The sequence below is a fragment of the Candidatus Binataceae bacterium genome, assembly GCA_035508495.1.
GTDB lineage: Bacteria > Desulfobacterota > Binatia > Binatales > Binataceae > JASHPB01.
Genome location: DATJMX010000001.1, coordinates 64,570 through 91,296 on the forward strand (window position 1 = coordinate 64,570; position 26,727 = coordinate 91,296).

The window sequence follows — 26,727 nt, forward strand, 5'->3', positions numbered from 1 at the left end:
AAACGGCATCGAGCGCCGCGTCTGCTTTTGGAACGCGGGCGCGCTGCGCGCAGGGGAATCGCCGAGCCCGAAGCAAAAGAGAAAGCCTTGAGTGACCTGGGTAGTGTTCACCGGGTCAATCCACGCGCGGCGAGGCCCCAATCAGCGAGGAGTTCGCCAGTTTGAGCAGCGCACGGTAACGTAAGTTGCGCTTTGGTTGCATATGACTTTATCTGCGCTCTGGCACTTAATAGAACTATGGCATCCCATAGTAGACCTATTATCCTTACATAGGCAAAAGCTTCGAAGCTATAATTCTGGATGGCGCATATGGACTCTGAGTACGTCGTTCGACTGCTGACACCGCACGATGCCGCCGAAATGCCCGATTTGGCGCTGCAGGTCTATGGCGAAGGCTACTTTCATCGCGAAGTTTTCGATCCCGGCGAGTTGCTGAAGATGAACGCGGAGCGGAAGCTGACCTCGGCCGTCGGGGTCGATAAGACCGGGCGAGTCGTCGCTCACGCGGCACTCGAGCGGCCGAATCTCGAGCGTTTCGCCAAGCTGGGAGAGGCGATGGTCCTGGCGGAGCATCGCAACGCGAATCTATTGGGACGAATCGGAATTGTCCTGGTACAGGCCGCGCTGGATCAGCGCGTGGTCGGTTTATACGGTGAGGCGGTCACGCATCACGTGTACAGCCAAAAAGCGGCGGAGCGATACCAGTCGACTCCAACGGGTATCCGCTTCGGAGCCTGGAGCCTGGCGGGCTTCAAGCTTGATAATTTCCCACAGCGCCTTACGCCGATCGTGTACTTCAAGTATCTGACCAGCGCACCGAAGAAGATCCTGTATGTGCCGGACAATCATCGAGCGCTCGCTCGCGAGATCTACGGCAGGCTCGGAAGCGAGATCGAATTTGGCGACGCGAGGTCGTCAGATTCCGACGGCGAGGTGACCTTCCGCTACGACGCCGATCAGCGAGCGGGCCTGATTGCCGTCATTTATCCAGGCCGCGCGAGTGTGCGGCAGGTAATCCAGGCAACCAGATCGCTGATCGATGAATCCGGGGCTGAAGCGGTGTTCGTCGATGTGATGATCGATGAGCCGAGCGCGCCGCAGGTCTGCCTCGAGCTGGAGCGGGCGGGATTCTTTTTCAGCGGCATCCAGCCGCACGTCAACGAAGACCGCGATCTGCTGCGCCTGCAGATCGAGCGCAAGCCTATTGATTTGAAATTGGTGGAGACTGCGAGCGAGTTCGCGCGGACGCTGCTCGACTATATCGCGCGCGAGCGAGATCGAATCGCGCGCTGACTAAAACGGGATATCCTCGTCATCGATCGGCGGCATCTCGTCGACGACTCCACTGCCGCCGCCACCGCCGCCCGACATTGAGCCTCCACGCGATGCGCCAGCGCCGGCATACTCGCCGTCGCCGCCACCACGTCCGCCCAAGAACCTCACGGTAAGCGCTACGATCTCGGTGGTTTTTCGCTTGCCGGTTCCATCTTTGGCTTCATATTCGCGGTAGGAGATTCGTCCTTCAATATAAGCCTGGCGCCCTTTCTTCAGGTACTGCGCGCACAGCTCGCCCTGTTTTCCCCAGACGACGATATTGTGCCAATCGGTACGTTCCTGGCGATTGCCGCTCTTGTCGGTAAAGGTATCGGAAGTCGCGATGGAGAAAGTCGTCACCGATGATCCGGAATTGGTGTAGCGCGTTTCCGGATCGCGTCCGAGATTGCCAATCAGAATAACCTTGTTTACCGACGCCATCTCACTCCACCTCTGCGCTAAAAGCTAATCGCACGCTCGCCGGCAAGGCAAGTGAGACCTACGCGAACATTCCAGAGATTTATAAACAGGAAGCGCTCCGCGCGCGCGGAGGTTCGCAACGCGGAGCGCTATCGGGCAGAGCGGCAGCTTCTACCAGCAGGCGCGATGATGATGACGGAACCACGGGTTATTGCATGCTAATGGCCGGCCGTAACCCCACGCAGGTCCGTAGCCCCAACCCGGGCCGTGGTTCCAGGCAGGATAGTAAGGAGCCCCATAGTATCCCGCCGGATAATAGCGTGCGGCAGGAGCCGTCACTGGAACCGGGTGGGATGGATACCACTCAGCGCTGGCGCGGCCCGGCATCGCAAACATAAAGAGCGCGAACATCGCTGCAACTGCCACTTTCCAGAGTTTCATAAACATCTCTCCTGTCTGGAAATACGATCTTCCGCCGGCTGCGTTACGATACCTGAAGGGCCATTAAGCATGGGCGAAAACGCCCGTGGGATACGCGGGCGATTCGCCTTTCGTATGAGGATCCTGCCTTATATAATCCAAGATGGAGTTGTGGGTCGGGGAGCGAGGATGGCGGCAGGTACTTCGACATCCGCATCGGTAAGAATCACGCCGCTGGGCGGGCTCGGTGAAATCGGGCTCAACCTGATGGTGATCGAATGTGCCGGGCGCGCGATTTTGATCGATGCGGGCGTGATGTTTCCCGACGAGCCGGCGCTCGGCGGGGGTCTCTATATCCCAGATATCACCTGGCTGGTGCAGAGCCGCGTTCGAATCGACGCTATCGTGCTTACGCACGCGCACGAAGATCATATCGGCGCGCTGCCCCATCTGCTGCGCCATTTTCCGGCGCCGATCTACAGCAGCGAAGTTACGCTCGCGTTTGTGCGCAGGCGGCTTGCCGAGGCGGGTTTCGACTCGATGCCGGATCTGCGCGAAATCATGCCGCGGCGATCGTTTAGCGCCGGCCCCTTCGAGATTGAGCCGATCCGCGTCACCCATTCGACGCCCGATTCGCTCGCGCTCGCGATCCGCACGCCAGCCGGGATCATCATTCACAGCGGCGATTTCAAGATCGACGATGCTCCAGTTGACGGCGAGTTATTCGATCGCGAGCGCTTCGCCGAGCTCGGCGCGGAAGGCGTGGCGCTCCTGCTCTCGGATTCGACCAACGTCGAGCGCACGGGCCGCTCTGGATCGGAAAGCTCGCTTAAGCCCGTGATTCGTGATCTCGTGCGCCGCACGCGCGGGCGCTTCTTTCTGTCGGCGTTCTCCTCGCATCTGCATCGGATGCGCCAAGTCGCCGAGGTCGCGCACGAGATGGGCCGGCGCGTCGTGCCGCTCGGGCGCCGGATGGCCGAGAGCGTGCGCCTCGGATTCGAAACCGGCCAGCTCGCCCTGCCGCGGGGCGTTTTCATCGATCAGGATGAGGCGGATTTCCTCGAGCCCAAGCGGCTAAGCTACCTCGCGAGCGGCAGCCAGGGCGAGCCGCTGTCGGCGCTTGCGAAACTCGCGGTCGATACGCATCCGCGGGTTCATATCGAAGCGGGCGACGTGGTCGTGCTCTCGTCGCGATTCATCCCGGGCAACGAGCGCACGATCCAGCGCCTGGTGAATCGACTCTACAAGCAAGGCGCCGAAGTTGTTTATGCCGAGGTCGCGCCAGTCCACGTTTCGGGTCACGCCAATCAGGATGAACTCGTCGAGCTAATCAATCTCGTGCGGCCGAAATACTTCGTGCCGATTCACGGCGAGTATCGCCATCTCGTGCGGCATATTGCTCTAGCCGCCAGCACCGGTCTCACGGAACTGAATTGTCTTCTCATGGAAAACGGCGACTCGCTCGTGCTCGACGGCGAGGGCGCGCATCGCGGAAACTCCGTGCACTCGGGCCGCGTCATGATCGAAGGCGGTGAGCAGGGCGATCCCGCCCTCGTCGGCGAACGGCGCGTGCTCGCGCACGACGGCACTGTCACCGCGATCGTCGTGATATCGGCGAGCACGGGCGCAATCGTCGCGGGACCTGATCTCGTCTCGCGGGGGCTGGTCACCGGCAACGGCACTTCGATTCATATGCGCCGCGCGAGCCAGGAATTGCGCGACCGGTTGACGCGCTTGGGGATGCCGCTTCGTGCCAACGAGCCGCGCCTCAAAGAAGAAATCGTCCGCGCCGTCAAACGCTACTTCAGCGACGAGCTTGGCAAGCGGCCGCTCGTGATTCCCTACGTCACGGAGGTTTAGCTATTCCGCGCCAGCCGAAAACGCCGCCGGTCGAGCTTCCGGTCGAAGCGATCGAAGAAGAGATCCCGGAAGATCCGCCGGGGCCACCGAGCCGTATCGCGCGCGAGCTCGCGGCGCTGGGCCTGATCGGATTCGCGGCGTTTGGCGTCGTCAGTCTCGTAAGCCGCGCCCTCGGCCGCAATCCGAATCTTGGCGGTCCGGTCGGTGCCGCGCTCGCCGACATTCTGATTCAGAGCATCGGCGCGATGTCGTTCGCGGCAATGGTGCTCGTCGCCTTTCTCGCGACTCGAATCTGGATCGGCAGAACCAAGAGCGCGATTGCGCGCGAGATCGGCGGGGGCGCGCTCGTGATCTTCGCGCTCGGCACGGCGGCCGCGCTCTGGAACGGCGCCGACGAGCGAATCGGCGGCGAGCTTGGCGCGGCCGTGGCGCGCACACTTAACGATTCGCTCAACGTTGGCGGCGGAATTATCGCGGTCGGCCTTGGACTCATATGCGGACTGGCGCTGATGCTACGCCGCGCTCCGACAGAGTTGGTTGCGGGCGTCGCGCGCCGGATTCGCTCGACGCCTGTGCCCGAGCGCAGCTTCGAAGATGATTCGCGGCCGCTCGACGGTCCAATTCCAATATCGCTCGCATCCGACGACGAAGTTCCCGATGACGACGCCGAGAAGAAGCCGCTCAAGGTGCGGCTGCTCGATCTCAAGGATGCCTTCGGCGAGCGCCGCGCCAAGGCTGCGCAGGCCAAACCGCGGCAGAAGGGCGCGTACAAAATTCCCTCGCCATCTCTGCTCGACAATCCGCCGAGCGAACACGCTCAGATCGATGAAGAGCAGCTTCAGCGCAGCGCCCGTATCCTCGAACAGAAGCTGGGGGACTTCGGCGTCGAGGGTCGCGTGGTTGAAGTACAGCCCGGACCCGTCGTTACGATGTACAAGTTCGAGCCGGGCTCGGGAATCAAGGTCAGTCAGATTGTCAACTTGTCCGACGACCTCTCGATGGCGTTGCGAGCGCAGGCAGTGCGAATCCAGGCTCCGGTACCCGGCGAGGCGGTGGTCGGAATCGAGGTGCCGAATCGCAAGCGCGAGCGCGTCTATCTGCGCGAGATTCTCGAGGCCGAGGAATTTTCGGCCACCGGCAGCCACCTGACGATCGCGCTCGGCAAAGATATCGCCGGGCGGCCCGTCGCCGCAGATCTCGCCAAGATGCCGCATCTGCTGATTGCCGGCGCAACCGGCACCGGCAAGTCCGTTTCGATTCACACCATGATCGCGTCGGTGTTGTTCAACGCGACCGCCGACGACGTGCGCTTCATCCTCGTCGATCCCAAGATGCTCGAGCTGTCGGTCTACGAGAACATCCCGCATCTGCTGGTGCCTGTCGTTGTCGATCCGCAGAAGGCGTCGGCCGTGCTGCTCTGGGCGACGCAGGAGATGGAGTCGCGCTACTTGATGATGCGCGAGCTGGGCGTGCGCAATATCGATGGCTACAACAAGGCGCTCACATCCGGGGTGCCGCTCTCGGAGCTCAGGATGGCGGGGCAGGGCGTGCCGGCCTCCGATGATCCCAACGATCCCGCGGTCGGCTCGCTTGAGCATCGCAAGCTGCCGAAGATCGTGATCATCATCGACGAGCTTGCTGACTTGCTGTTAAGCGAGGGCAAGACCGTCGAGCGCGATATCACGCGGCTGGCGCAGAAGGCGCGCGCCTCAGGCATCCACCTGATCCTCGCGACGCAGCGTCCGTCGGTCGACGTTATCACCGGCCTTATCAAGGCCAACCTGCCGGCGCGTATTTCACTGCAAGTCACATCGCGCGTCGATTCGCGCACGATTCTCGATTCGATCGGCGCCGAGCGCCTGCTCGGCGCGGGCGACATGCTCTTCATGCCACCGGGCAGCGCGAAGCTGCGCCGCCTGCACGGTCCATTCGTGTCTGAGTCAGAGATTCGCCGCCTGACGGATTTTCTGCGCGAGCAGGGCGCGCCCGAATATAGAATGGAGATTCTCGACACCAAGCCTCCGGGCGAGGATGGCGGCGGCGATACCGGCGACGAGCGCGACGAGATGTACGACGAGGCGGTGCGAATCGTAATGGAAACGAACCAGGCCTCGATCTCGATGATCCAGCGCCGGCTGCGGATCGGCTACAATCGCGCGGCGCGGATGGTCGAGCTGATGGAGCGCGAGGGAATCGTGATGCCGCCCGATGGCGCCAAGCCCCGCGAAGTGCGCCTGCGCAGCGTGAAGTGAGAGACAAGAAGGGGGATGATGCGACGCAGCGTTCTCATTTTGCTCGGAGTGCTCTCAACCACGAGTCTGCACCTGTTGCCGGCTGCGGCCGGTCAGTTTGACGGTCGATGGAACGTCACGCTCGCATGCCCTGATGGCCGGGATGGCTCGAAGGCGTTCAGCTGGCAGTTCAACGCCGACGTGACTAACAGTGTGATCCACGGCGAGCATGGTGATCAGAACCAGCCCGGTTGGATGTCGCTCGACGGCACTATCCAGAACAACGGCGACGCCAACCTCATGGCGACGGGCTTAACCGGCGGTGCCGCCTACAACCTCGGCCATACAGCCCACGGCATTCCGTATCAGCATCCGGTGACGGCACACTTCGACACCGCCCAAGGCAAGGGCCAGTGGGTAACCACGCGCGTCTGCCCGTTCACATTTACGAAGCTGTAGCATCGCTCGTCTTTCACCCGGATTACCGGGGGAACATGGATTCAAAAGAATCCGCGGTGAACTCAGTAAGACTTCCGGACGCGCGTCGGCTTCGACGTGAAATAACCGACGCGGAACAGAAGTTAGTACGGGGCGATCCGCGAGATTGCCCTGATTCCGATGGGCGGCGATCGCAGACCGTTCGCATATCCGGTCATCAATCGCGCCCACCTTGCGCGGGCGAGGCTATTCATGCGGCTTCGCGACGCGGATCTATGCTGATTTGCGGCTTGCGATCTACTCGCTCAGTGCGGAGTGCCGCAGAGCGTGCCGTTTTGATCACATTGCGACGTGATGCCTCGCTTCTGCTGGCTCTGCACGAGATCGTAAATCGCGTCGTTGGTTTGCTTGTTGGCATTGCAGTCGCATAGCTGGCTTGCGCAGCAACTGCATCCTGCGGCTTCCTCAGTCTTGGCGATCTCGCTGATGTCGCATGCGCCGAGCACGTGGCCGTCGGCCGTGAGGCCGTTGCACGCCGTCTGCGACAGATCGCGATCGTCGCACTGCGCGGTGCATAGCGTCGAGTCGCAGGTGTAGCCCGCCTCGATACCCTTGGCGTTACGGCAGGTCCTGTACTCCTCGCAGACCTTTTTGCAGTTCACGCCCGCGGGCGGCGGTGGAATCAGCTGCGGCAGCAGTGGGCATCCTGCCGGACCGGGAGCGTCGGGGTAGCATCCGGTGGTCGTGGGCGCCGTGCCGGTCAGGCTCGGATTATAAGCCGCCGACCACACCAGGTCGTTGCTGAGCGTGCATTGCTGCTCATCGAGGCCCAGTTGATACGGGCCGTCGTAAATCGGACATGAGCACTGCACGAGCCCGGTCTTGTCGGTGTCGCGATTGCGGTAGCATGGCGCCGTCATGCATCCGGCATAGGGCTCGGCCTGCGCGCAGTTGGTCGAGCCGATGCCGTTAGTCGGGATGCAATCGAAGCTGAAAGTTGACACCATGTCAGCGCCGGGAATCAGGTTATTGTTGTTGATATAGGTGCAGACCGGTGCGCGGTTGGGCTTGCCCGAGCATTGGCTGCCGTCGGCGCCGCATACGGCGACAGTTTGCAGGTAAACGAAGTAGTTCAGGATGGAATTTAGATCGACGAAGTAGGTGCCGTAGGGAATCTCGTAGCAGTTGCAGTTGGCGAATTTGCCGTCGAGGGTCAGCTCGCACGACAAGTTGGCCGCCGCGTTCGGCCCCGAATAGTAACAGAGAGCGTACGGACCGCCTTTGCATTGGATGAAGTTTGAATTTTCGAGCAGCACGTCGGCATAAGCGGGAATCGGCATGCATTCGCTGCCGGTGCATCCGACCGGGAGGTCGGTCGTCGCAAAGAGCGGGCTGTTCCAGAAGACGAACGTATTGGGAACGAAGTGGACTTGCTGGCCGAACGAACCGCTCGGGGTTGGCAGCAGATCGAGGAGCGGGTTGCGTCCCGATCCCAGGAGTTGCGCGCGTGCCGCCCCGGGCGCGATCGCGAGCAGCAGAGCCGCCAGGCACAGCCACCACAGACTCCGCACGCTGCCAGAGTGACGCATTGCAACCTCGCTTTTGCGCTTCGCGCCTGAAACAAATTGCACGTTCGATGTTGTAATCCTTCAATCTGATCGCAAAGTCAATCTTTTTGTCATGAAACCGCTGGCCCCGAATCGGCTGGTGCAGCACCATCGCTCATCAAATACAATCGAAGCCGTGAGAGCGCCAAAACATCCCCTTCGCCGGCGCAGATTCGGCGCTGGCTTCCTGTTGATCGCATCTATTGTGACGGGTGCGGGATGGCCGTCGTCCCCACGTGAGATGGCATTCGCGGCCACCGCTAGCCCGCAACTGAAGCGCGTGCTCGATGGCATCCAGCACCGCTACCAGGATACGCAATCGTTCTCGGCCTCCTTCAATGAGGTGATCGAGGCCGTAGGATCGAGCAAGCGCGAGCGCTCGGGCACGATGTATCTGCAGAAGCCGGGCAAGATGCGCTGGAACTTCAAGCAGCCCGACACCGAGACGATCGTGAGCGACGGCACGACGCTCTACAACTACGATCCCGACCTCGAGCAGGTTATAGAGACTCCTCTCAAGCAGGCGCTCGCGTCGAGCAGCGCGGCGGCCTTTCTGCTCGGAGCCGGCAGTATCGAGCATGAGTTCACTGCCACGATGCTGCCTGATACGGCCTCCGGCGGGGTGACGCGCGTGCAGCTCGTGCCGAAGGTCGCAGGCAATCAGATCGATCTCAGCGTCGATTCGAAGACCTACGACATCGTTGCGCTTACGCTCAAGGATCAGCTCGGCAACACGACCGCGATTTCGTTCACCGATATCAAGCACAACGCGCCGATGTCCGACGCGCTGTTCGTATTCAAGGTGCCGCCCGGCGCCGATATCGTTACCGCGCCGCCGCCGCAGTAATCGTTCTGAAATATTTGGGACGAATCTTGCATTCCATTGATTGCCTCGCTTTGAGGCGGCGAGTACATATATAGCCCCTCAGCTTTTCGCTGCGTAAGATGGAAAAAGTTCACCTACTCAGCTTGGGCTGCCCCAAGAACCTCGCCGACAGCGAGTTGATGCTTGGTGCGCTGGTCCGCGCCGGTTTTGAGATCACGCTCGACCCGGACGAGGCCCAGGTGCTGCTGGTGAATACCTGCGCTTTCATCGAGTCGGCAAAGAAGGAATCGCTCGATGCGATTCTCGACGCGGCCGAAACCAAGCGCCGCGGGCACGGCAAGCGGCTGGTCGTCGCGGGATGCCTCTCGCAGCGCTATGGCGAAGAGTTGCGCGCCTCGATGCCCGAGGTCGATGTATTCGTCGGCACCGGCAATTTTCTCGATTTGCCAGAGCTGTTGCGCCAGACCGAGGCGCCTGAGCATCGCGAGCTCGCGTATGCCGGTGCCGCCCATCTGCTGCCGACCGCCGCCGCGCCCAGAATTACAACCGGCGCATTCTTCTCCTCGTACTTGAAGATTTCAGAAGGCTGCAATCACAAATGCGCCTTTTGCATTATTCCAAAGATTCGCGGCTTGCATGAAAGCCGCCCCGTCACGGATCTGGTCGCCGAGGCGCGCCGCCTTGCAGCCGAGGGGGTGCGGGAGATCAATCTTATCGCGCAGGATTTGACCGCCTACGGACGCGATCTCGCGCCGAAATCGTCGCTGGCCGGTCTGCTCCGAGCGCTCTCCGAAATCGACGAGCTGCGCTGGATACGCCTGCTTTATTGCTATCCGAATTTTGTCACTGACGAGCTGCTCGAGACGATCGCGGAGCTGCCCAAGGTCGTTAAGTATATCGACATCCCGCTACAGCATGCCGATGACGACGTGCTGCGCGCGATGCGTCGTGAGCGCTCGGCGGATGCGCTGCGCAGAATCCTCGAGCGTATCCGTACGAAGATTCCTGACGTCGTAATTCGGACTTCTTTCATCGTGGGATTCCCCGGTGAAACCGACGCCGGTTTCAAACGTCTAAGTGACTTCGTACGCGAGGAACAATTCGACCGTCTCGGCGTATTTACCTACTCGCGGGAAGAGAACACCGCCGCCTTCGATATGCCGCACCAGGTGCCCGAGAAGGTGAAGCGCGAGCGGCGCGCCGAGCTGATGAAGATGCAGTCGGAGATTTCGCTCAAGAAGAATCGCGCGCTGGTCGGCGGCGAGACTGAGCTGCTGGTCGAGAGTGCGATGCCGGGCCGTGGGGCCAGGCTGCGTGCGCGGACCCCGGGGCAGGCCCCCGAGATCGATGGCACCGTGTTCCTGACCGGCGATGCGCAGCCTGGTGACTTTGTGCGTGCACGGATAGACAAGGCGCTAAGCTACGACCTGCACGCGAGCGTGATCGCCGAGAGTGTTCAATAGTTTGAGAGGAGTTTCGCTTAAGATGCCCAAGAAACCAGCCGCCACGAACCGCAAGAAGTTTCTGGCCAACGTGCGTGAGCATCTGCTGGAAACCAAGGCCAGACTGCGTGACGAAATCGATTCCGAGCTCAAGGCCGAGCGCGAAGGCAACAAGGACGAGGGCATGGATGCCTACGACCTCGCCTCGGAAGAGCGCGATCGCGAGATCAACTTTATCCTGTCGGATCGTGAGCGCGTGAAGCTCAAGCAAATCGACGACGCGCTGGCGCGCCTCGACGATGGATCGTACGGCGTGTGCGATTCGTGCGGTCTGGAGGTCGCCGAGGAGCGGCTCCATGCGATGCCGTTCACGCGCCTGTGCCGCGATTGTCAGCAGGATATGGAGCGCGAGGCCAAGTCGCAGCGCCGCTTCGACGACGAGCGCAACACCTATCGCAAGCTCGGTTCGACCGACGCCGACGAAGAGAACGGCTGAGCTCGAATCCGCTCTGCCGTTCTCGCAGTGGATCCGCGCCGCAGTCGCGGCGATCCCTGCTTCTTTGACCTTCCTTCATTTGTTTGACAATCCGCTTAACCGGGCGTATCGCGTCTGGGCGTGTGAGAAGAGAAAAAGCCTCACCACGAAGGGCACAAAGGCACGAAGTCAGACCGTAGCAGGCGCAGCCAAAAGAGACTTTCTGCTCGAACATACTTTGTGCCTCAGTCCTTGGTGGTGAGGCTCTTTTGTTCAGCTCATCGTTGAGGAACATTTCTATGACCTTCGCTAATACCGAGATTGACGAATTGGTTTCGCTCGAGCGCGGCGAGATCGACCGCCGCATCTACAACAATCCCGAAATCTTCGAGCTCGAGATGCAGCGGATCTTCGGCCGCGCCTGGCTGTTTCTATGTCATGAGACGCAAATCCCCGAGCCCGGCGATTTTTTCCAATCAGTGATGGGCCGCGACAACGTCCTCGTCGTGCGGCAGAAAGATGGCTCGATAAAGGCGATGCTCAACACCTGCGCGCATCGCGGCAACGCCGTATGCCGCGCCGAGGAGGGCAACGCGAGAAGCTTCCTCTGCACCTATCACGGCTGGTCGTACGGCATCGACGGGCGCCTCAACGGCGTCCCCGGCCTGAGAGACTTCTACCAGGGCGAGCTCGATAAGTCGCAGCACGGCCTCGCGCAAGTCGCGCAGGTGGCCAACTACAAGGGCTTTGTCTTCGGCACTCACGACGCCTCGGCGCCGCCGCTCGAGGAATACCTCGGCGCCACGGGCCGGCTTTCGCTCGACTCGATCGCGCTGCGCGGCGACATGGAAGTCGTGCCCGGGATCCAGAAATTCGTCATCGAATGCAACTGGAAAATCGCCGTTGACAATCTGTTTGACTGGTATCACCCGCAGATAACTCACGCGTCGGCATTCCAGCCTGACGTTATTCCTTCAGGCGACGCGAATATGCGCACTGAAGAAAAGATCGATCTCAGCGGCGTGAACATGCAAAGCGGCGCCAACCTGGAACTGTCCGGCACCGGAATCGTCGGCGCGAAATTCGACCAGGTCGTCGTGCTCGGCGAATTCGGCCATGCGATCGGCGGCCCGACCAGATCGTCGAGCGGGCATTTCGAGTTCGATCCGGGCTGGCGCGATACGCCGCGCGCGCGTGAAGTGCTTGGCCCCGTGGGAATAAACGTCGCCGGCCATCCGAATATCTTTCCCACCGCATGGGCTACGGTGACACAGCCGCAGATCTCGCTGCGGATTCCGCGCGACCCGAGCCATACGGAGATCTGGTGGTTCACCTTCGTGGACCGCAACCTGCCGCGCGAGATGCGCAACTTCATGGTCACGACGGCCAGCCGCATCTTCGGCCCCGCCGGCGTGCTCGAGCAGGAAGACGGCGAGAATTGGGCGCAGGCCACCGCGCAGTCGCGCGGCCTCGCGAGCCAGCGCATGAAGCACCTGCTGAACATGGGACTCGGCCGCGGCAAGATCATCAAGGAAGGCGGGCTCTCGCGAATCGAAGGCCTCACCAGCGAATACGCGCAGCTCTGGACCTATCATTCGTGGGCGCAGTGGATGAAGGGGCTCGACTGGAACGAGCTGAAGCAGGCGACCACGCCGGGCGATCGCATCTGAAGGAGCCGCTCGATGTCTGAGGCAGAAACGAAATCGCGCGAAGAGCGCATCGATGCGATGTTGCGGCATTTCGAAGTTGAGCGCTTCTACTATGACGAGGCGGCTCTGCTCGACGCGCATCGCTATGACGAATGGCTCGCGCTCTTCAGCGACGATGCTCGCTACTTCATGCCGATCAGGCGCACCCGCACTCAGCGCGAGATGGACAAGGAGTTTACCAGGCCGGGCGAGATGGCGTTCTTCGACGAGACCAAGATGCTGCTCGCGGGCCGGATCTCGAAGCTCAAGAGCGGGCGCTCGTGGGCTGAGGATCCGCCCTCGCGCACCAGGCACATGATCACGAACGTTCGTATCGTGAAAGACGACGGCCGCACGCTCGAAGTCGAATCGAACTTCCACCTCTATCGCACGCGGCTCAATTCCGAGGAGACATCCTGGATAGGCTCGCGGCACGACGTGTTGCGCCGAGTCGGCGAATCCTTCCAGATTGCGGACCGCAAGATCTTCCTCGAACAGACCGTGCTCCTCTCGCGCAACCTCAGCAACTTCTTCTGATATCGCGCGGTAAACCACACCGCGCGAGATTCGTATAATAAAGAGGGACGTAGTCCCGCGAGGATTGCCGGTTGCGTTGTTGCGCACATTTGTCGGCCAGCCTGGCGAAGATACTGCTGGCGATGCTGTGCCTCGGTTGGCTCGGCGGATGCGGCAGCATGCCCGATGCGCTCGCGTTGATTCACGATCGTGAGACCTATCGGCGGCCGAAGGTCGAGAACGCCGAAGGACCGCTCACGTATGACCAAAGCGCGGCAATCATAAAAGCGCTGGAGGCCCGCAGTCACGACACCGATATGCTTCAGCGCCATCTCGCGTTCGAGCAGGCGATCGCCGGAAGCCCGCTCACGGTCGGCAACAGCGTGACGCTGCTCAAGGATGGGCCCACGACTTATCGCGCGATGTTCGCGGCGATCGAGGGCGCATCACACAGCATCAACCTCGAGACCTACATTTTCGACAGCGACGAAATTGGCGGGCAGTTCGCGCATGCGCTCATCGTGAAGCGGATGCAGGGCGTGCAGGTGAACGTGCTGTATGACGGCTTCGGCTCGATCCTGACCAAATCGGCCTTCATCGACAACATGCGCAACAACGGTATCAAGGTCGTCGAGTTCGACCCGGTGAACCCTTTTGCGGCACGAGGTTCATGGGCGCCGACTCATCGTGACCATCGAAAACTCCTGGTCATCGACGGCAAGACCGCATTCGTCGGGGGGATCAATATCTCGGGCGTCTATTCCGGCGGCCGGCGCCTGAGCCTCAAGAAAACCTCCGCGCAGGAGATCGTCAAATCGTGGCGCGATACTGACGTCGAGGTCCACGGACCTGCGGTTTCGGAGTTTCAGGAATCTTTCATGGAAAATTGGCGGGAGCAGGGTGGCGAGCGCCTCGATTTCAACGATTATTTTCCGGCGCTCGAGCCCGCCGGGCCCGAGATCGTGCGCGTGCTGTGGAGCTCGCCCGAGGAGTTCAGCACGATCTACGTCACGATGATCTCGGCGATTCGCAACGCGGAGAAAAACGTTTTCATTACCGACGCCTATTTCGCGCCGGGCGATCAAATGCTCGAGTCATTGGAAGACGCGGCGCGGCGTGGAGTCGACGTGCGCCTGCTGCTGCCCGGCAAAAGCAACGAGCCTCTGATCGGTGCCGCGGCCAGATCGCATTTTGCCGAGCTGATGGACGCGGGCGTGAAAATCTACCTGTACCAGGGCAAGATGCTGCACGCGAAAACCGCGACAATCGACGGTGTCTGGTCCACCGTCGGCTCGTCAAATCTCGACTGGTGGAGCATCGCCCGCAATGACGAGATCAACGCCGTTGTGCTGAGCGTCCGATTCGGCGCGCAAATGGACGCGATGTTTGCCAATGACCTGGCACATTCTGACGAAGTTGATCCTGAGGATTGGCGGCATCGTTCCATCGTTGAGCGAGCTCACGAGTCCGTCGCGCGCCTGCTGCAGCCGATGTTGTAAGAAATTTCCAGCGCGAAGGGATACGCTATCGCTAGCTTGGGCGTCCATGCGGGAGTTGAAGCTCGCGGAAGCACATTCGATGCCATCTGCCGCGCGACGCCCTGTCCTTTACCGGACGCTCTAAACATAGCATCCTTAGCGGTACACCAACGCCAACAACTCAGGAGCGCTTAGCTACTACCTCTTCATGAGAATCTTCACCGACTACGCCGGACCAGCCGGCGATTCCGCCGATACGTCCGAGCGTATTCGCACCAACCTGTCGAGTGTCAAAGCGGTCATCGCTATCGCCAGCGCCAAAGGCGGCGTCGGTAAGAGCACTCTCGCGGTGAATCTCGGCGCGTCCCTCGCGCTGAAAGGGCGCAAAGTCGCCATTGTCGACGCCGATCTGAACGCGCCAAGTGTCCTGGGGATGCTCGGGGTAAAGCCGCCGCGCCATCTGCCGATGCTCGAAGGAATCGAGCCCGCGTCGGGTCCCCACGGACTTCGGATGGTGTCGAGCGACATGCTGCCCGGCGGCGAGCCGCCTCCGGTCACCTTTCTCGTCGAGGAGCCTGCTCTCGAGGGCAACTCTCATCACGGTCCGGCTGAGATGAAATCAAGCGACGCGCTGGCACGGATTTTCGCGCAGACCCGTTTCGGCGTTCTCGACTTGATCATTGTCGACCTCGCACCGGGTCTCGATCGCCTACATGCGCTGACGCGGCTCCTGCCGCTGCAGGGTGCGCTCGTGATGACGAATCCGTCCGCGCATGCGTCGCGCGCTCTACGCCGCGCTGTCGAGTATCTCGTTGCCGCCAAGATTCCCGTAAGTGGCATCGTCGAGAACATGGCCGGCTTCAACTGCGACAGTTGCCGCGCGGTGCGGCCGCTGTGGCCGGAGGGCGAAGTACTCGCGCTTGCGAACGGACTGTCCGTTCCATTGCTCGCGCGAATCCCGTTCGAGCCGCGGCTGGCCGAGTCTTCCGATCGAGCGACGATCTTCGTGCGCGAGTATGCCACGACGCCGACCGGCAAATGCCTGGGCGATCTCGCAAATCACATTGATACAATATTGACCGCGCGCGCCCGCGAGACTGTCGCGGTCTCTGCGCCGCCGCTCGCTGGTTAATCCGGATCGTCGCCTTCTTCGCTGGAGTCCGCCGTCATCACCGATGACGCGCGGCGCGAGTACTCGAACATCCCGCTGCCCGACCGCTCGTCCATCGTGAAAGTCGCGAATCCGAGCGCGGTGTAAATCCGCGACCCGTCAGGCCCCGGGCGCGAGAGCGGAATGAAGCTCTCGGGATTGCCGACGATGCGCCGCTTCGTTGCGTCCGCCGCGGCGATCTCCGCTTCCATCTGATGGGGTGGCGATTCGACTTCAGGAGCTTCGAGCGTTAGTGAACACAATTCGTGCTCGCGCCATTCCCCATCAGTCATGACGCGCGCGGACCGCAGCTCGTCGCCGGCGTCGCTCGTGGTGTGACGCATCTCGAGCGCGGTGCTTGCATCGAAGCATACCCAGGCCATCCGGCGCGATGCGAATTTCGCGGGGCCAAGTCCGGTGAATGAGACTCCGGCGCGCGCGTGGCCGCCGAGCGCGCGCGCATCGCCTTCGACCACGATCTCGCCATCGATTTTGCCGAACGACGCGAGCGCGGTCGCAAGCCGCGCCGGGTCCTTCGCCGCGACCAGGATCTCCGCGAGGTCGAGCGGCGTCCCGAACGGCGTCAGCTCGACATTGATGCGCAATGCGGGATCGAGCCGCCCCGACGCGAGTGCGCGTTCAATACTTAGATACTCGGTGCTGTCGGGCACGATCACCGCCGCGCCATCGAACGATAGCTTGAGCGATTCGCCGTGTTGATCGAGCTTCAACGCGCCCAGCGCGATGCCTCTTTCGGTTCGCTCGACGCGGCCTTCGCCTGTGAAGAGCGCAACGCGCCGCGCGCCGAGCAGGATCATGATACGCGCGCCGAATCCGCCCGCGCCGAGATCGAAACTCGCCATCGCCCCGATACGCGAGGCGGGGTCGTAAAGCTCGATGCCGACCCGCGTCGGCTGAGGCGGTGGAGCTTTGGCCACCGGCGACACCAGCTTCGGACGCGGCATGCGAATGATCGGCGTGCCACCGCTTTCCGTGTTCTTGATTTTCGATGAAGGCGCGAACGCCGACGCCATCGCGTCGATGCACCGCTCGCGCAGCGGCCCCGGCATCCGGCACGCAACGGAGAATTCGAGCTGGAGCGCATCGAGGGTTCCGCTGTCCGCGGTCTCCGCCATCGCTCTCAATGCGGCGACGGTGCTCTCGCGATGACGCCGCGTAAAGGCCTGCAAGAGGTTCTGCGCACCGCCGGCGGGATAGCGCATCCCGAAACTCGGCTTGATACCACCCTCGCGCAAACGCGAAGCGAACGCCGCCAGCGGCCCGCGGATAAACTCGTCGCTGGCCGAGACGTGCGCTGCTCCGGGTGGCCGCAGCTCGCCGCCAAGCAATTTCAGACCGAGGCCAAAATCAACGCGAGGCTCGATGATATTCCATCCGTGGATGAGCAGGATCGTCGCGCGCCCGTGACGTTCGACAATCTCGCGGAGGCGTTCGTCGATCATCTCGAGCAGCCACGGCGCGCTCTCGGCGATCTGCGCGATCCGGTTGCAGTCGAGCCGATTGCGATCCATCGCATGATTGATGAGGGCCGACGCTCCGACCCGCGCGGCAAGTTCGCGCGTGATGGCGGCGGTATGCAGGTCGTTGACCTTAGGATGCAGGATCGCGCGCGTGCGCGGCTCGGCGCGGCCGCCGTGCGGCGCGATCAAAAGCAGCGGCGAGTCAGCGGCGATTACTTCGAGCCAGTCTTTCGTGCCCGCCGCGCGCGCGGCTCCTGCCGGCAGAGCCATCGCGAACTAGCGATGCGCCTTCACAACGCGGGCGTGGAGGAAGAGCGACGCGGCCAGGTAATACGCGATGAAACTGAGCGACGCGAACAGCAGCACGCGGTTCACCTCGGGCAGCATGAAGAGCATGAAGATCGTGATACCCGCCCACGCGATTCCGAGCGAAAGCGTCAGCGGCCTGAGCGGCACGGTGCGATTCGGATAGATGAACCGAATCGGGATGAACACCAAGATGCCGAAGCTGAGCAGGATCGCGAGGTTGAAAAAACGGCCCCATTCCAGGCAGAAGAGGTAGAAGGCGATCAGGTTCCAATAGTTGGGAAAACCCAGAAAGTAATGGTCGTGGGTCTTGGCGTTGGTCTGACAGAAGCCGTAACTCGCGGCTACCATCACAAAACAAGCAATCACCAGGCCGAGCTTGTCATCTGGAATGATGCCGGCCTCGATCATGAGGAACACGGGCGCCGCGACGTAGGTGAGATAATCGACGATATTGTCGAGGAGTGCACCATCGAAACTGGGTGTGCGCAGCTTGACGTTGAGCAGGCGTGCGAGTGGACCGTCGCTCGAATCGATGAAGGTCGCCACACCCATCGCAATGAACGAATTGCGAAAGTCACCCTCGGCCGCGAAGTAGAGCGCGAGGAAGCCGAGCGCCGCACCGAGGCCGGTGTACAGATGTACGCCCCAGGCGAATATCGTCAGCATCCGCTGTTTCGGCACGGCCCTCGCGATGCTATGAGCGGCGCCGCTCGATGACATCCTACTTGTCCGGCTTGAGGTCGCGCGGGCCGAAGTAATCTTCGAGCACCGTCATGAAGGGACCGCATGCGCGCCGCGCCTTGACGTGCGCCATCGCCTCGTTGAGCGACATCCCGCGATGCGCCCGCAGGTAGGCGATCGCGAGCGTCGGCGCGCGATTTAGTCCCGCGTTGCAATGCAGATAGACGCGCTCCTTGCTGCCGACGAGGCTGTGCAGATCGTCGAGCGCGGCCTTGAGCCGTGCCGCCATCTCGTCGGAGCTGCCGTCCTGAATCGGAGTGCGCACGAACCTGATTCCGTGATGCTCGTACTTGTCGCGCAGCGCGCGAATGTCGAGGCCGTTGACGCTGAGATCCTCGTCATCCTGGAGATTGTGAACGGCAGTCACGCCATGCTCGTGCTTGAGCCATTCGACGTCGGCATCGCGCGGATATTCGCCGACGAGGATCTCGTGCACGATCTCGCTGACGGACGGACGCCCGTTCCGTATGGGCCGGAGGTGTCCATTATGCCGCTGCGTCCACCAATCCATTGCGACTTATTTAACCGTTGATTGCGGTTGTATTCCAGCGGCTTTGTCGTGATTGGCAATTTACCGCGCAGGAACGATATTTCGCATGATAGCATTCTGGCAGACGATCGGGCTCCCCGCCTGATGCCATTCGTACAGCCAAATTGATGCGAGCACCGACGCTGCACGATGGATTTGCCAGGCAAAGAGCGGACGCTCCAGCTTCATCAGCTTGCGATCGTAATCTTCGCGATCGTCGGATCCGCGACGGGCTGAGCGGTCAGCTTCTATCAATTCGTTGACGTGCTTGCTGGCGTCACGAATTTCTGCCGTCGCGACGTCCCAGACGCTGCTCACCGGCACAACCGATGGAACCATCGAAGACTCGCGGTAAATGTCGTTAAGGTCCAAATCGACGGCTTTCTCGATTCGCGCGTGCACACCCCGGTCGCGGTAATTGTAACCGTCATAGTGAATCGTCGAATGAAGCGGCTGGCTCGCGTCGCCGACGTAATGTGCGAGATATCCCGACAGGCGCAGCACCTGCGGACAGTTGCCGCTTTTCCATTCGCGACGGGATTCGTCGGCGACTTCCTCGATCGTCCACGGCAACGTGCCTGAACGATCGAGGGTGGCGACGCCGAATTTTTTGATCATCGCCGCGCGGTCCGGCACCAGGACCGACCACGGATCGGAGCCGTAGACCTCGAGATCGATAAAATGCCGCCGCTCCTCAGCCCTGCCATAGCGATCGCGCAGCACCGTGTCGGGATAGGTCGAATATTGTTGCAGCGTCTCGGAGTTGGCCGAAAAGAAGTCTTTCAGCCGCGAAGGCGGCAGCGTGGCGATCGCTAGGTCTGCGATCATCCGGTGGGTCTGCGAATCCCAGGCGAGCGCATTGTTCGCCATGGCGACCGCGATCGCGAGAAACGCAATTGCGAAAAGAATCTTGCAAAGATTCTGATCACCTTTTCTTATCCGGTTAAATCCCTCTCCCTGACCAGGGAGAGGGATTTCAGAATCGAGAAGAGGGCCGACAGGAGACGACGAGTTGTCACGCCATCCCTTTATTCTTCGCATCAACCCTTGGCGTGGCGGCGTTCGGCGTGCCGTGCGTGTTTGCGCGAGCGATTCTCTGGATGCGGCTCCGCCGACGGCGCCAGGCGCGAGACCACCAACGGTGCGGTGGCGGCGGCTTTGCGCTTCGGCACGAGGCTGATTACCGCGTCGCGCAGCATGTCGGCGATCTTGCGGTATGCGCCTGCACCTTCGCCGTCGTTTGAAGCGATACGCAACTGTGCCGCGCTGATCGCTCTGCCGATTCGCACTTCCACAGGCCCGCGCTTCGGGAACAGGCTACCCTTGCCGAGCACGGCGTGCGTCCCGCGAATCAACACCGGCAGCACGTCGCATCCGCTGCGCATCGCGAGGAAGCCCGCGCCGCTCTTGAAATCCTGGATCTTACCGTCGGGCGAGCGCGTGCCCTCGGGGAACATCAGGACCGAGCGGCCGGCCGCAAGCTGACCGAGTGCATCTTCGAGCGACTCGAGCTGCGCGCGCTCGCGATCGAACGGAATCATGTTGGTGAAGTTCGCCGCCAGGAAGCGCCGCGCGTTGGTGTTGAAGAAGTAATCCTTGGCCGCGAGCACGCGCAGATCGCGTCCCAGCGGGCCGAAGGCGTGACCCAGCAGCGCAAAATCGAGATGGCTCGAATGATTGGCGACGACAACAAAGTTGCTGTTGGCCGGGATATTCCCCGCGCCGATGATCTTCGGCTTGAGCCACGTGTCGAACGCGAGCCGTTCGCTGCCGCGCACCGCCAGTCGGCCCAGCCACCGCAGCGGCTGCGGCAACTTGGGGATGAACGGGTCGGCGAACCGCGCATAGGACGGAAGCCGCGTGCGTCCCGGCGCGTTGGGCTCGGTGACGAGCTTCTGCAAATCGGCGACGGTGCGCAGATCGGAAATTTCTTCGGGCGCGATATCGCGGCTCGCATGCTCGCCGAGCAACTCGCCCAGCTCCGCCATCGCCAGCGAATCGAGACCAAGATCCTCGACGAGGCGCGTCCCCGGCGTGATCGTGACCGGATCTGGAGAGAGTTGCGCGAGGGCCTGCGCCAGCCACTGCTCGATTTCGGCGCTGGCCGCGACTTCCTTGTTGTCGCCGCGCGCCTCGAGCATCAGGCGCAACAGGTTGGCAACTTCGCTGCGTTTGACTTTGCGAGTGCGCGTGCGCGGCAGTTCCGCGTCGGTGAAGCGAATAATGCGGATGCGCTTGTGCGCGCTGAGCTTCTGTCCGACCTGATCGAAATGCGATCGCAGCCGCTCCTCCACGGTGCGGCGGCTCTCTCCGCGCGCATACGCGGGCACGACGAGCGCAGCAACCTGCTCGCCCTGGCCGACCTTGAGGCCGACGACGGCGAGCTCCTTCACATACGCGGAATGCCCGTAAACCTCTTCGAGCTCGTCGATGTAAATATTGTTACCGCCGGAATCGATGATGACTTCCTTGGCGCGGCCGACGATATAGAGCCGACCGTCGGCATCGAAGCGGCCGAGATCTCCCGTATGCAGCCATCCGTCGCGCAACACTTCGTCGGTGGCGGCCTGATTGCGATAGTAACCCGCCATCACGTTCGGACCCTGCGCGACGATCTCGCCGACCTCCGCACCTTCCGGCACGAGCTTGAGATCAACGCCGTTCAGCACCTTGCCGACCGCGCCCGAACACAGCGCCTCGTCAGGGCGAGCGACGGACAGCACCGGCGACGCTTCAGTGAGGCCATAGCCTTCGAGCAGCTTGACGCCGATATCGTTGAAAAAGTCGGCGACGCGGCGGGGCAGGGCGCTGCCGCCGCTAACTGCAAGTTTAAGCCGGCCGCCAAGCGCGGAATGCACCTGGCGAAAAACGATCGAGCCGACGTTGACGCCGTAGTCGCCGTCGAGCGAGTTGTTCCATTTGCGAAGCTGCCTGAACGCGGCGGCGAAGAACGGCCCGCGCTCCTCGACCTCGTCCATCGTGCGGCGATGGATCGCCTCCCACAGCGCAGGCACTCCTATGAGCGCCGTCGGGCGGATGTCGGCGAGCGTGCGCGAGAGCGTTTTCGCATCGACGCCGAGCGGATAAACGATCTGCGCGCCACTCGCGAGCGGTAGCAGCATCCCGCACGTGAACTCGAACGTGTGATGGAGCGGCAGCAGCGAGAGCACGATGTCATCGTTGCCCAGCACGAACACCCGCGAGAGCATCGCCACTTCCGCGGCGAAGTTCCCATGCGTGAGCATCACGCCTTTCGGCGCGCCGGTCGTGCCCGAGGTGAAAACGATCGAAGCGAGCGCTTTGCGTTCGGGCGGCGGCGCCGGCTTGACGTCGCCCTTCAAGATAAACGGGCGGCCGAGCTCGGCGAGGTCGAGCTCAATAACCCTGGCGCCGGCGCTCTTGCGGATACCGTCGCCAAGATGCTCGTGCACTTCGGCGGATCGCAGCGCCGCGGTCGGCTCCGCGATCTTGCAAATCGGTTGGAGCTCGTCGGCTGAAATCAGATGATCGAGCGGAACCGCGACTGCGCCTGCATACAAAATGGCGAAATAACCGAGCACCCAGTCGGATGAATTCTCGCTGATGAGCAGGACGCGATCGCCCGGCTTGACGCCGCGGGTCTGAAGCAGCAGCGCCGCGCGATGCGCCTTGTCGCGCAGCTCGCGATACGACATCGAGGTGGATTCGCCCGACTGCCGCCGCGCCGTGAGCGCGATCTCAGCGCCGTGACGATCCGCGGAGCGGTCGAGCATCTCCACCAGGCTCTTGCGCCGCGGCAATCCTCTTGGACGCCCACGAGTATGCAAATCAAGCTGCGGGAAGATGTGCTTGCGCAGCCCGGGCATGTGCATGTTGAGCCAGTAGTCGTACCAATCGATCTTTTCGGCGCTGAATGGATGATGCCGCGCATCGTCAGGAGAGAGCTCCGCGTAGAGCGCGCGGATATTCTTCGCGTGGAAGGTGTAAACCAGTTCCTGAATATATGGCCGATAGACCTCGACCAGCTCGCGCGCGATGCCGGCGTTCTCCTTGAAGTCGCCCATCGCACTGTCGAGCCGCTTGGCTATCGCATTGTCCTCGCCGACCGCCTCACGGATAAACTCAGTCGCCTGCTTGAGCACGCGCGGCAGGGTCTCGCTGCCCAAGTCGTAGGTGCTCGATTTGACGACGGTTGCCTCGATATGCGGCCCGATCCACGCCATCGCGCCGCCTTCGCGCCGCTGCTCGCGCCGCGTGCTGAGGCCGGTCAGCTCGACGAGATGCTTCATCGTGAGGGGATTCACGTCCGAGGTGCAGAGCTGGTAGATGGGCCGCTGGCGCTTCAAGAGCAGCGCGCCGAGAACCGGAATCATCGCCTGCGCCACGAGATCGACCGGGATCACATCCAGGACAAGATCCGGATTGGCGGGATAAAGGCGATAGCCACGGCCAGCCAGGTAAGCGAGCGGAGCGCTGGTGTTGACGCCCTGGTTCCATCCGGGGAAGGGAAAGGTGAGCGAGCCTTCGATAACTGCGGGTCGCACCACCGTGACATTAAGTTCATCGCGCGCCGCGAGCACGAGCTGCTCGCCGAGGCTCTTGGTGTAGCTGTAAGTGTTGGGCCATCCCCAACTGAGCGCGCGCTTGCGCCCGATGTCCTTCAGGCGATCTTCGACCCATTGCTTGCGGCGATGCTCGAGGCCGGCGACGTGCTCCTCGCCAGTATCGTCTTCTTCGCGAAACTCGGATTGATGAAGCTGGTCGCGCGATTCAGCCTCGACGCGTTCGATCGCCGACAGCGCGTCGCGGATCTCGCGCTCGAGGCGAAAGCTCTTCTTGCCGATCGGACACCAATTGACGGGAATCTGATCTTCGTAGCGATGGCCGTCGTCGTCGCCGGCAACGTAGCAGGTCGAGATGTGGATCATCGCGGCCTTGGTGCGGCGGCAGAATTCGAGCACGTTCTGGACGCCGGTCACGTTGATGCCGATGGCTTTTTCGAGCGACGCCTCGAAGTTGACGAGACCCGCGCTATGAACGACCGCATCGAGGCGCTCGGGCACGAGTTCGGCGTCTTCGTCATTGACCAGCCCGCGCTCGGTGATATCGCCGGGCAGCACAACGATCTTTTTCGCCATCACCGCGTCATACTGATCGCCAAGATACTCGCGCACGGGGCCGAGCACGGGCGAATCGAGAATCTCGCGGCGGTAGCGATTGTTGGCGCCGCGCCGATCGCCGCGGATGAGCAGGTAGAAGCGCTCGACCTCGGGATGCCAGCGCAGCATCAGGCTCAGGAACACCTTGCCGAGGAAGCCTGTCGCACCGGTGACGAGGATGCGGCGGCCTTTGAAGACCTGTTCGAGCGGCGGCATCGCGCCTGCGATGCGCACAACCCCGTTTCGACGGCCGTTGTTATTCGACATCGGCAATCACCAAAGGAGGCAGATGCAGATACGTTATCGATGCTGAACGTCCGAGGTCCGACGTTGCCATGCCGACCGCCTCTTCGAGCGTGTCGGCGCTGTCCCATCCCATGCGCGCCGCGACCGCAGGCTCTTCGCATCCTGCGGCGATCACGCGCCCGACGTGCTGGCGCGCGGGCTCGCCCCAGTTCCACATGTAGAAGGGATGCACGCCGTGATAGGCGTGGCCGTAGCGATACATGTGGATGTAGGTCGGGTTGCGCGCGAATTCGGCTTCGAAGCGATGCTCGAGCTCGGTCGCCTCAGTGGTCTCCGCGAGGCATCGATGGAAGAACTCGATGTAGCTCGGATGATGCTCTGGATGGAATTCGTCGCGCAGCGGATGGCAGATGATCATAGTGCCGCCTTCGCGCACCAGCGGCTTGTTCCGATACATGTTGAACAGGTAGCCCATCCCCGTGCACTGGACGAGGATCGGATTCATGATCGAGTTGACGTTGTAGGGGCAGATGTAAGGCACGCCGACGATCAGGATGTCGGACTGGCCTTTCACCGGCACCGCGTATTGCTGAAAAACCTTGGCCAGCGTCTTCTGATGGACGGCCTCGGTCTCGCCCGCCCACACGCCGATCATCCCGAACGGCGAGGCGTACTTGTAAAGCGCCTGGCGCCGCATCTCGGGCGACAGATTGCGCATCGCGAACTGGAACGCCTTGAGGCGAGTGTGATCCCAGTCGGTGAACTTGTCTTCGTTCTTGTGCAGGAAGTCCATCGTCGAGCCGTACATCCGCGTGTTAACGGCGGTCTCGATCTGGAAAACCTTGAGATTCTTCTGCACGAGACGGCCCATCCGCTCTGCCGAGCGATTGAGCGCCGAATGCTTCGGGTCCATGTACGAATGGCTGTCGCGCAGGGTCTTGGCGTCGTGGTGATACTTGAGGCTCTGGTATGGCGACAGCCCGACGGCAACCGACTTGTGGCCGCCATCCATCGGCACGAGGTTGATGTTGAGGTAGATGACGAGGTCCGAGTCGGCGGCGCGCTTGGATAGCCATACTTCCTCGCCGTGATCGGTCTTGCCGAGCATCGCGATCTCGGCGCGGTTCTCCGCGTCGAAGTTGTAGAGCCGATCGGGCCAGAACTGCTTGAAGGCCTTCTCGCCCACCATCCGGCGGATCTCAGACTCGGTCATCCGCCGATGCAGCGACGTGGCGACGATCAGATGGACGTCATCGACACCGTAGTCGGCGAGAGTCTGCAGCACCTGGTTGAGCAGGCGCTCGCGGATATCGGGCCGCCGCATGGGAGGCAGCGGCAGGCTGATGTCGTCGATCGCGATCGTCACGCGCATGTTGGGATTTAGCTGCGCGAAGAGCGGGTCCTGATTTTCGGGACGGAGCAGGGCATAGCGAATCGCCTGGTCCGGATCGGCGAGCGGCTCCAGTGGCGGCGGCGGATAGATCACGCGTGTGCCGACCGGCAGCTTCTCGAACAGGAACTCCTCGCCATAGGGAATCAGGCGGCTTTCGGAGCGCCGCGTGGTCGTGACGACCAGCTCGCGGCGCGCGCCGACTTCATGGCGCAACTCCGCGGGCTTCAGTTCTTTAAGTCTGCTCTCAGGACGCGCCATCCGGTTCTCCCAGGTTCGACAGGACGGCGTCGAAATCCTCGCGCTCGTCGTTGGTAGATTTTTCGAAATGGATGATCGGCCAATGACGGCTCGCCGCTGCGGTGCGCAGTTTGCGGTCGGGATTGACACACACCGGATGGCCGAGGGCGGCGAGGAACGCCAGATCGTAATGCGAGTCGGCGTAGCCCCAGCAATCGCGCAGATCGATTCCACGCTCGGCGGCATACGCGGCGCACCAATCGGCTTTCTCGTCGCTTGCCATGATCGGCTCGGCAAGGCGCCCCGTGGCGCGGCCGGCGCGATAGATGAATCGGTTCGCGGCGAAGTCGGCAATTCCGAGATGACGAGCTAGCGGCTCGACAACGAAGTCGGGCGAGCCCGTGACGAGGACCGGCTCGATGCCGGCCGCGCGATTGCCCTCGATCATTTCGACTGCGCGCCGATAAAGATGCTTCACCAGGATCCGCTCGCAATATTCTTCGCCGAGCGCGCGGAGCCGGCTGCGCGATACGTTGCGGAACACGGCGAACATCTCCTTGTTCAGCAGGCGGCGATCGTTTTGCTCGGCGATAAAGATCCGCGGCAGGCGCGCGGCGAACGACAGCAGGTAGCTCGCGCGATTCGACCATTCGCCAAGGTTGGCGAGGATATAAACGGTCGCATGCACGAGGTTGAGGTCAACCAGCGTGCCGTCGAGATCGTAGAAAGCAATCGATCCGCTTCGTGGGCGCGCCGTTTGCGCCGATTTCGATCGAGAAACTGACATG

Annotated in this window: 21 protein-coding genes; 11 read left to right on the plus strand and 10 right to left on the minus strand. The window is 62.0% G+C overall.

What is annotated here, in order from left to right:
- The first annotated feature begins 309 nt into the window (after positions 1-309).
- Positions 310-1,293, plus strand: a complete 984-nt coding sequence (locus VMA09_00305) for a hypothetical protein (GenBank protein HUA32017.1) — start codon at positions 310-312, stop codon at positions 1,291-1,293.
- On the opposite strand, the gene VMA09_00310 is transcribed toward VMA09_00305, so the two are convergent.
- The gene (locus VMA09_00310; GenBank protein HUA32018.1) at positions 1,294-1,755 is read right to left on the minus strand and encodes a single-stranded DNA-binding protein; all 462 of its coding nucleotides are present in this window, start codon (positions 1,753-1,755) and stop codon (positions 1,294-1,296) included. It lies immediately after the preceding gene.
- Positions 1,756-1,905: 150 nt separating this feature from the next.
- Positions 1,906-2,175: a hypothetical protein gene (locus VMA09_00315; protein ID HUA32019.1), complete on the minus strand. Its 270-nt coding sequence runs from the start codon at positions 2,173-2,175 to the stop codon at positions 1,906-1,908.
- A gap of 168 nt (positions 2,176-2,343) precedes the next feature.
- Between VMA09_00315 and VMA09_00320 the strand changes: the two genes are divergently transcribed.
- The 3 genes from VMA09_00320 (at position 2,344) to VMA09_00330 (ending at position 6,704) form a co-directional block, all read left to right on the plus strand.
- Positions 2,344-4,014: a ribonuclease J gene (locus tag VMA09_00320; protein ID HUA32020.1), complete on the plus strand. Its 1,671-nt coding sequence runs from the start codon at positions 2,344-2,346 to the stop codon at positions 4,012-4,014.
- Between the two features lie 95 nt (positions 4,015-4,109).
- Positions 4,110-6,266: a DNA translocase FtsK 4TM domain-containing protein gene (locus VMA09_00325; GenBank protein ID HUA32021.1), complete on the plus strand. Its 2,157-nt coding sequence runs from the start codon at positions 4,110-4,112 to the stop codon at positions 6,264-6,266.
- An 18-nt stretch (positions 6,267-6,284) separates the two neighbouring features.
- Positions 6,285-6,704: a hypothetical protein gene (locus VMA09_00330; protein HUA32022.1), complete on the plus strand. Its 420-nt coding sequence runs from the start codon at positions 6,285-6,287 to the stop codon at positions 6,702-6,704.
- A 284-nt stretch (positions 6,705-6,988) separates the two neighbouring features.
- Here the strand turns inward: VMA09_00330 and VMA09_00335 are convergent, their stop codons facing one another.
- On the minus strand, positions 6,989-8,272 hold the full coding sequence (locus tag VMA09_00335; GenBank protein HUA32023.1) for a hypothetical protein: 1,284 nt from the start codon (positions 8,270-8,272) through the stop codon (positions 6,989-6,991).
- Between the two features lie 208 nt (positions 8,273-8,480).
- On the opposite strand from VMA09_00335, the gene lolA reads away from it, so the two are divergent.
- The 7 genes from lolA (at position 8,481) to VMA09_00370 (ending at position 15,847) form a co-directional block, all read left to right on the plus strand.
- Complete coding sequence (lolA, locus tag VMA09_00340) at positions 8,481-9,137, plus strand: outer membrane lipoprotein chaperone LolA (GenBank protein ID HUA32024.1); 657 nt, start codon at positions 8,481-8,483, stop codon at positions 9,135-9,137.
- A 98-nt stretch (positions 9,138-9,235) separates the two neighbouring features.
- A complete protein-coding gene (gene rimO, locus VMA09_00345) occupies positions 9,236-10,579 on the plus strand; it encodes a 30S ribosomal protein S12 methylthiotransferase RimO (protein ID HUA32025.1) in 1,344 nt (447 codons plus the stop codon).
- Between the two features lie 22 nt (positions 10,580-10,601).
- Positions 10,602-11,054: a TraR/DksA family transcriptional regulator gene (locus tag VMA09_00350; protein ID HUA32026.1), complete on the plus strand. Its 453-nt coding sequence runs from the start codon at positions 10,602-10,604 to the stop codon at positions 11,052-11,054.
- Positions 11,055-11,332: 278 nt separating this feature from the next.
- Positions 11,333-12,703, plus strand: a complete 1,371-nt coding sequence (locus tag VMA09_00355) for a Rieske 2Fe-2S domain-containing protein (protein HUA32027.1) — start codon at positions 11,333-11,335, stop codon at positions 12,701-12,703.
- Between the two features lie 12 nt (positions 12,704-12,715).
- Positions 12,716-13,258: an aromatic-ring-hydroxylating dioxygenase subunit beta gene (locus VMA09_00360; protein ID HUA32028.1), complete on the plus strand. Its 543-nt coding sequence runs from the start codon at positions 12,716-12,718 to the stop codon at positions 13,256-13,258.
- 122 nt (positions 13,259-13,380) lie between these two features.
- Positions 13,381-14,736, plus strand: a complete 1,356-nt coding sequence (locus tag VMA09_00365; GenBank protein ID HUA32029.1) for a phospholipase D-like domain-containing protein — start codon at positions 13,381-13,383, stop codon at positions 14,734-14,736.
- Between the two features lie 187 nt (positions 14,737-14,923).
- Entirely contained in the window at positions 14,924-15,847 is a 924-nt protein-coding gene (locus VMA09_00370) for a P-loop NTPase (protein ID HUA32030.1), read from the plus strand.
- Here VMA09_00370 and VMA09_00375 read toward each other — a convergent pair.
- From VMA09_00375 to VMA09_00405, 7 genes are all read right to left on the minus strand, one after another.
- The gene (locus VMA09_00375) at positions 15,844-17,616 is read right to left on the minus strand and encodes a hypothetical protein (protein HUA32031.1); all 1,773 of its coding nucleotides are present in this window, start codon (positions 17,614-17,616) and stop codon (positions 15,844-15,846) included. The two genes, VMA09_00370 and VMA09_00375, sit on opposite strands and share 4 nt — an antisense overlap.
- Positions 17,617-17,622: 6 nt before the next feature.
- Positions 17,623-18,375, minus strand: a complete 753-nt coding sequence (locus tag VMA09_00380) for a CDP-alcohol phosphatidyltransferase family protein (protein HUA32032.1) — start codon at positions 18,373-18,375, stop codon at positions 17,623-17,625.
- Position 18,376: 1 nt separating this feature from the next.
- Positions 18,377-18,907, minus strand: coding sequence for a dual specificity protein phosphatase family protein (locus VMA09_00385; protein ID HUA32033.1), 531 nt, complete (start codon positions 18,905-18,907; stop codon positions 18,377-18,379).
- 60 nt (positions 18,908-18,967) lie between these two features.
- A complete protein-coding gene (locus VMA09_00390) occupies positions 18,968-19,795 on the minus strand; it encodes a S1/P1 nuclease (protein HUA32034.1) in 828 nt (275 codons plus the stop codon).
- A gap of 170 nt (positions 19,796-19,965) precedes the next feature.
- Positions 19,966-24,330, minus strand: coding sequence for an AMP-binding protein (locus VMA09_00395; protein ID HUA32035.1), 4,365 nt, complete (start codon positions 24,328-24,330; stop codon positions 19,966-19,968).
- Positions 24,320-25,960, minus strand: coding sequence for a lactate racemase domain-containing protein (locus tag VMA09_00400; protein HUA32036.1), 1,641 nt, complete (start codon positions 25,958-25,960; stop codon positions 24,320-24,322). Before VMA09_00400 ends, VMA09_00395 begins: the two co-directional genes overlap by 11 nt.
- Positions 25,947-26,726, minus strand: a complete 780-nt coding sequence (locus VMA09_00405) for an HAD-IB family hydrolase (GenBank protein ID HUA32037.1) — start codon at positions 26,724-26,726, stop codon at positions 25,947-25,949. The genes VMA09_00400 and VMA09_00405 overlap by 14 nt, the downstream gene beginning before the upstream one ends.
- Position 26,727: the final 1 nt, after the last annotated feature.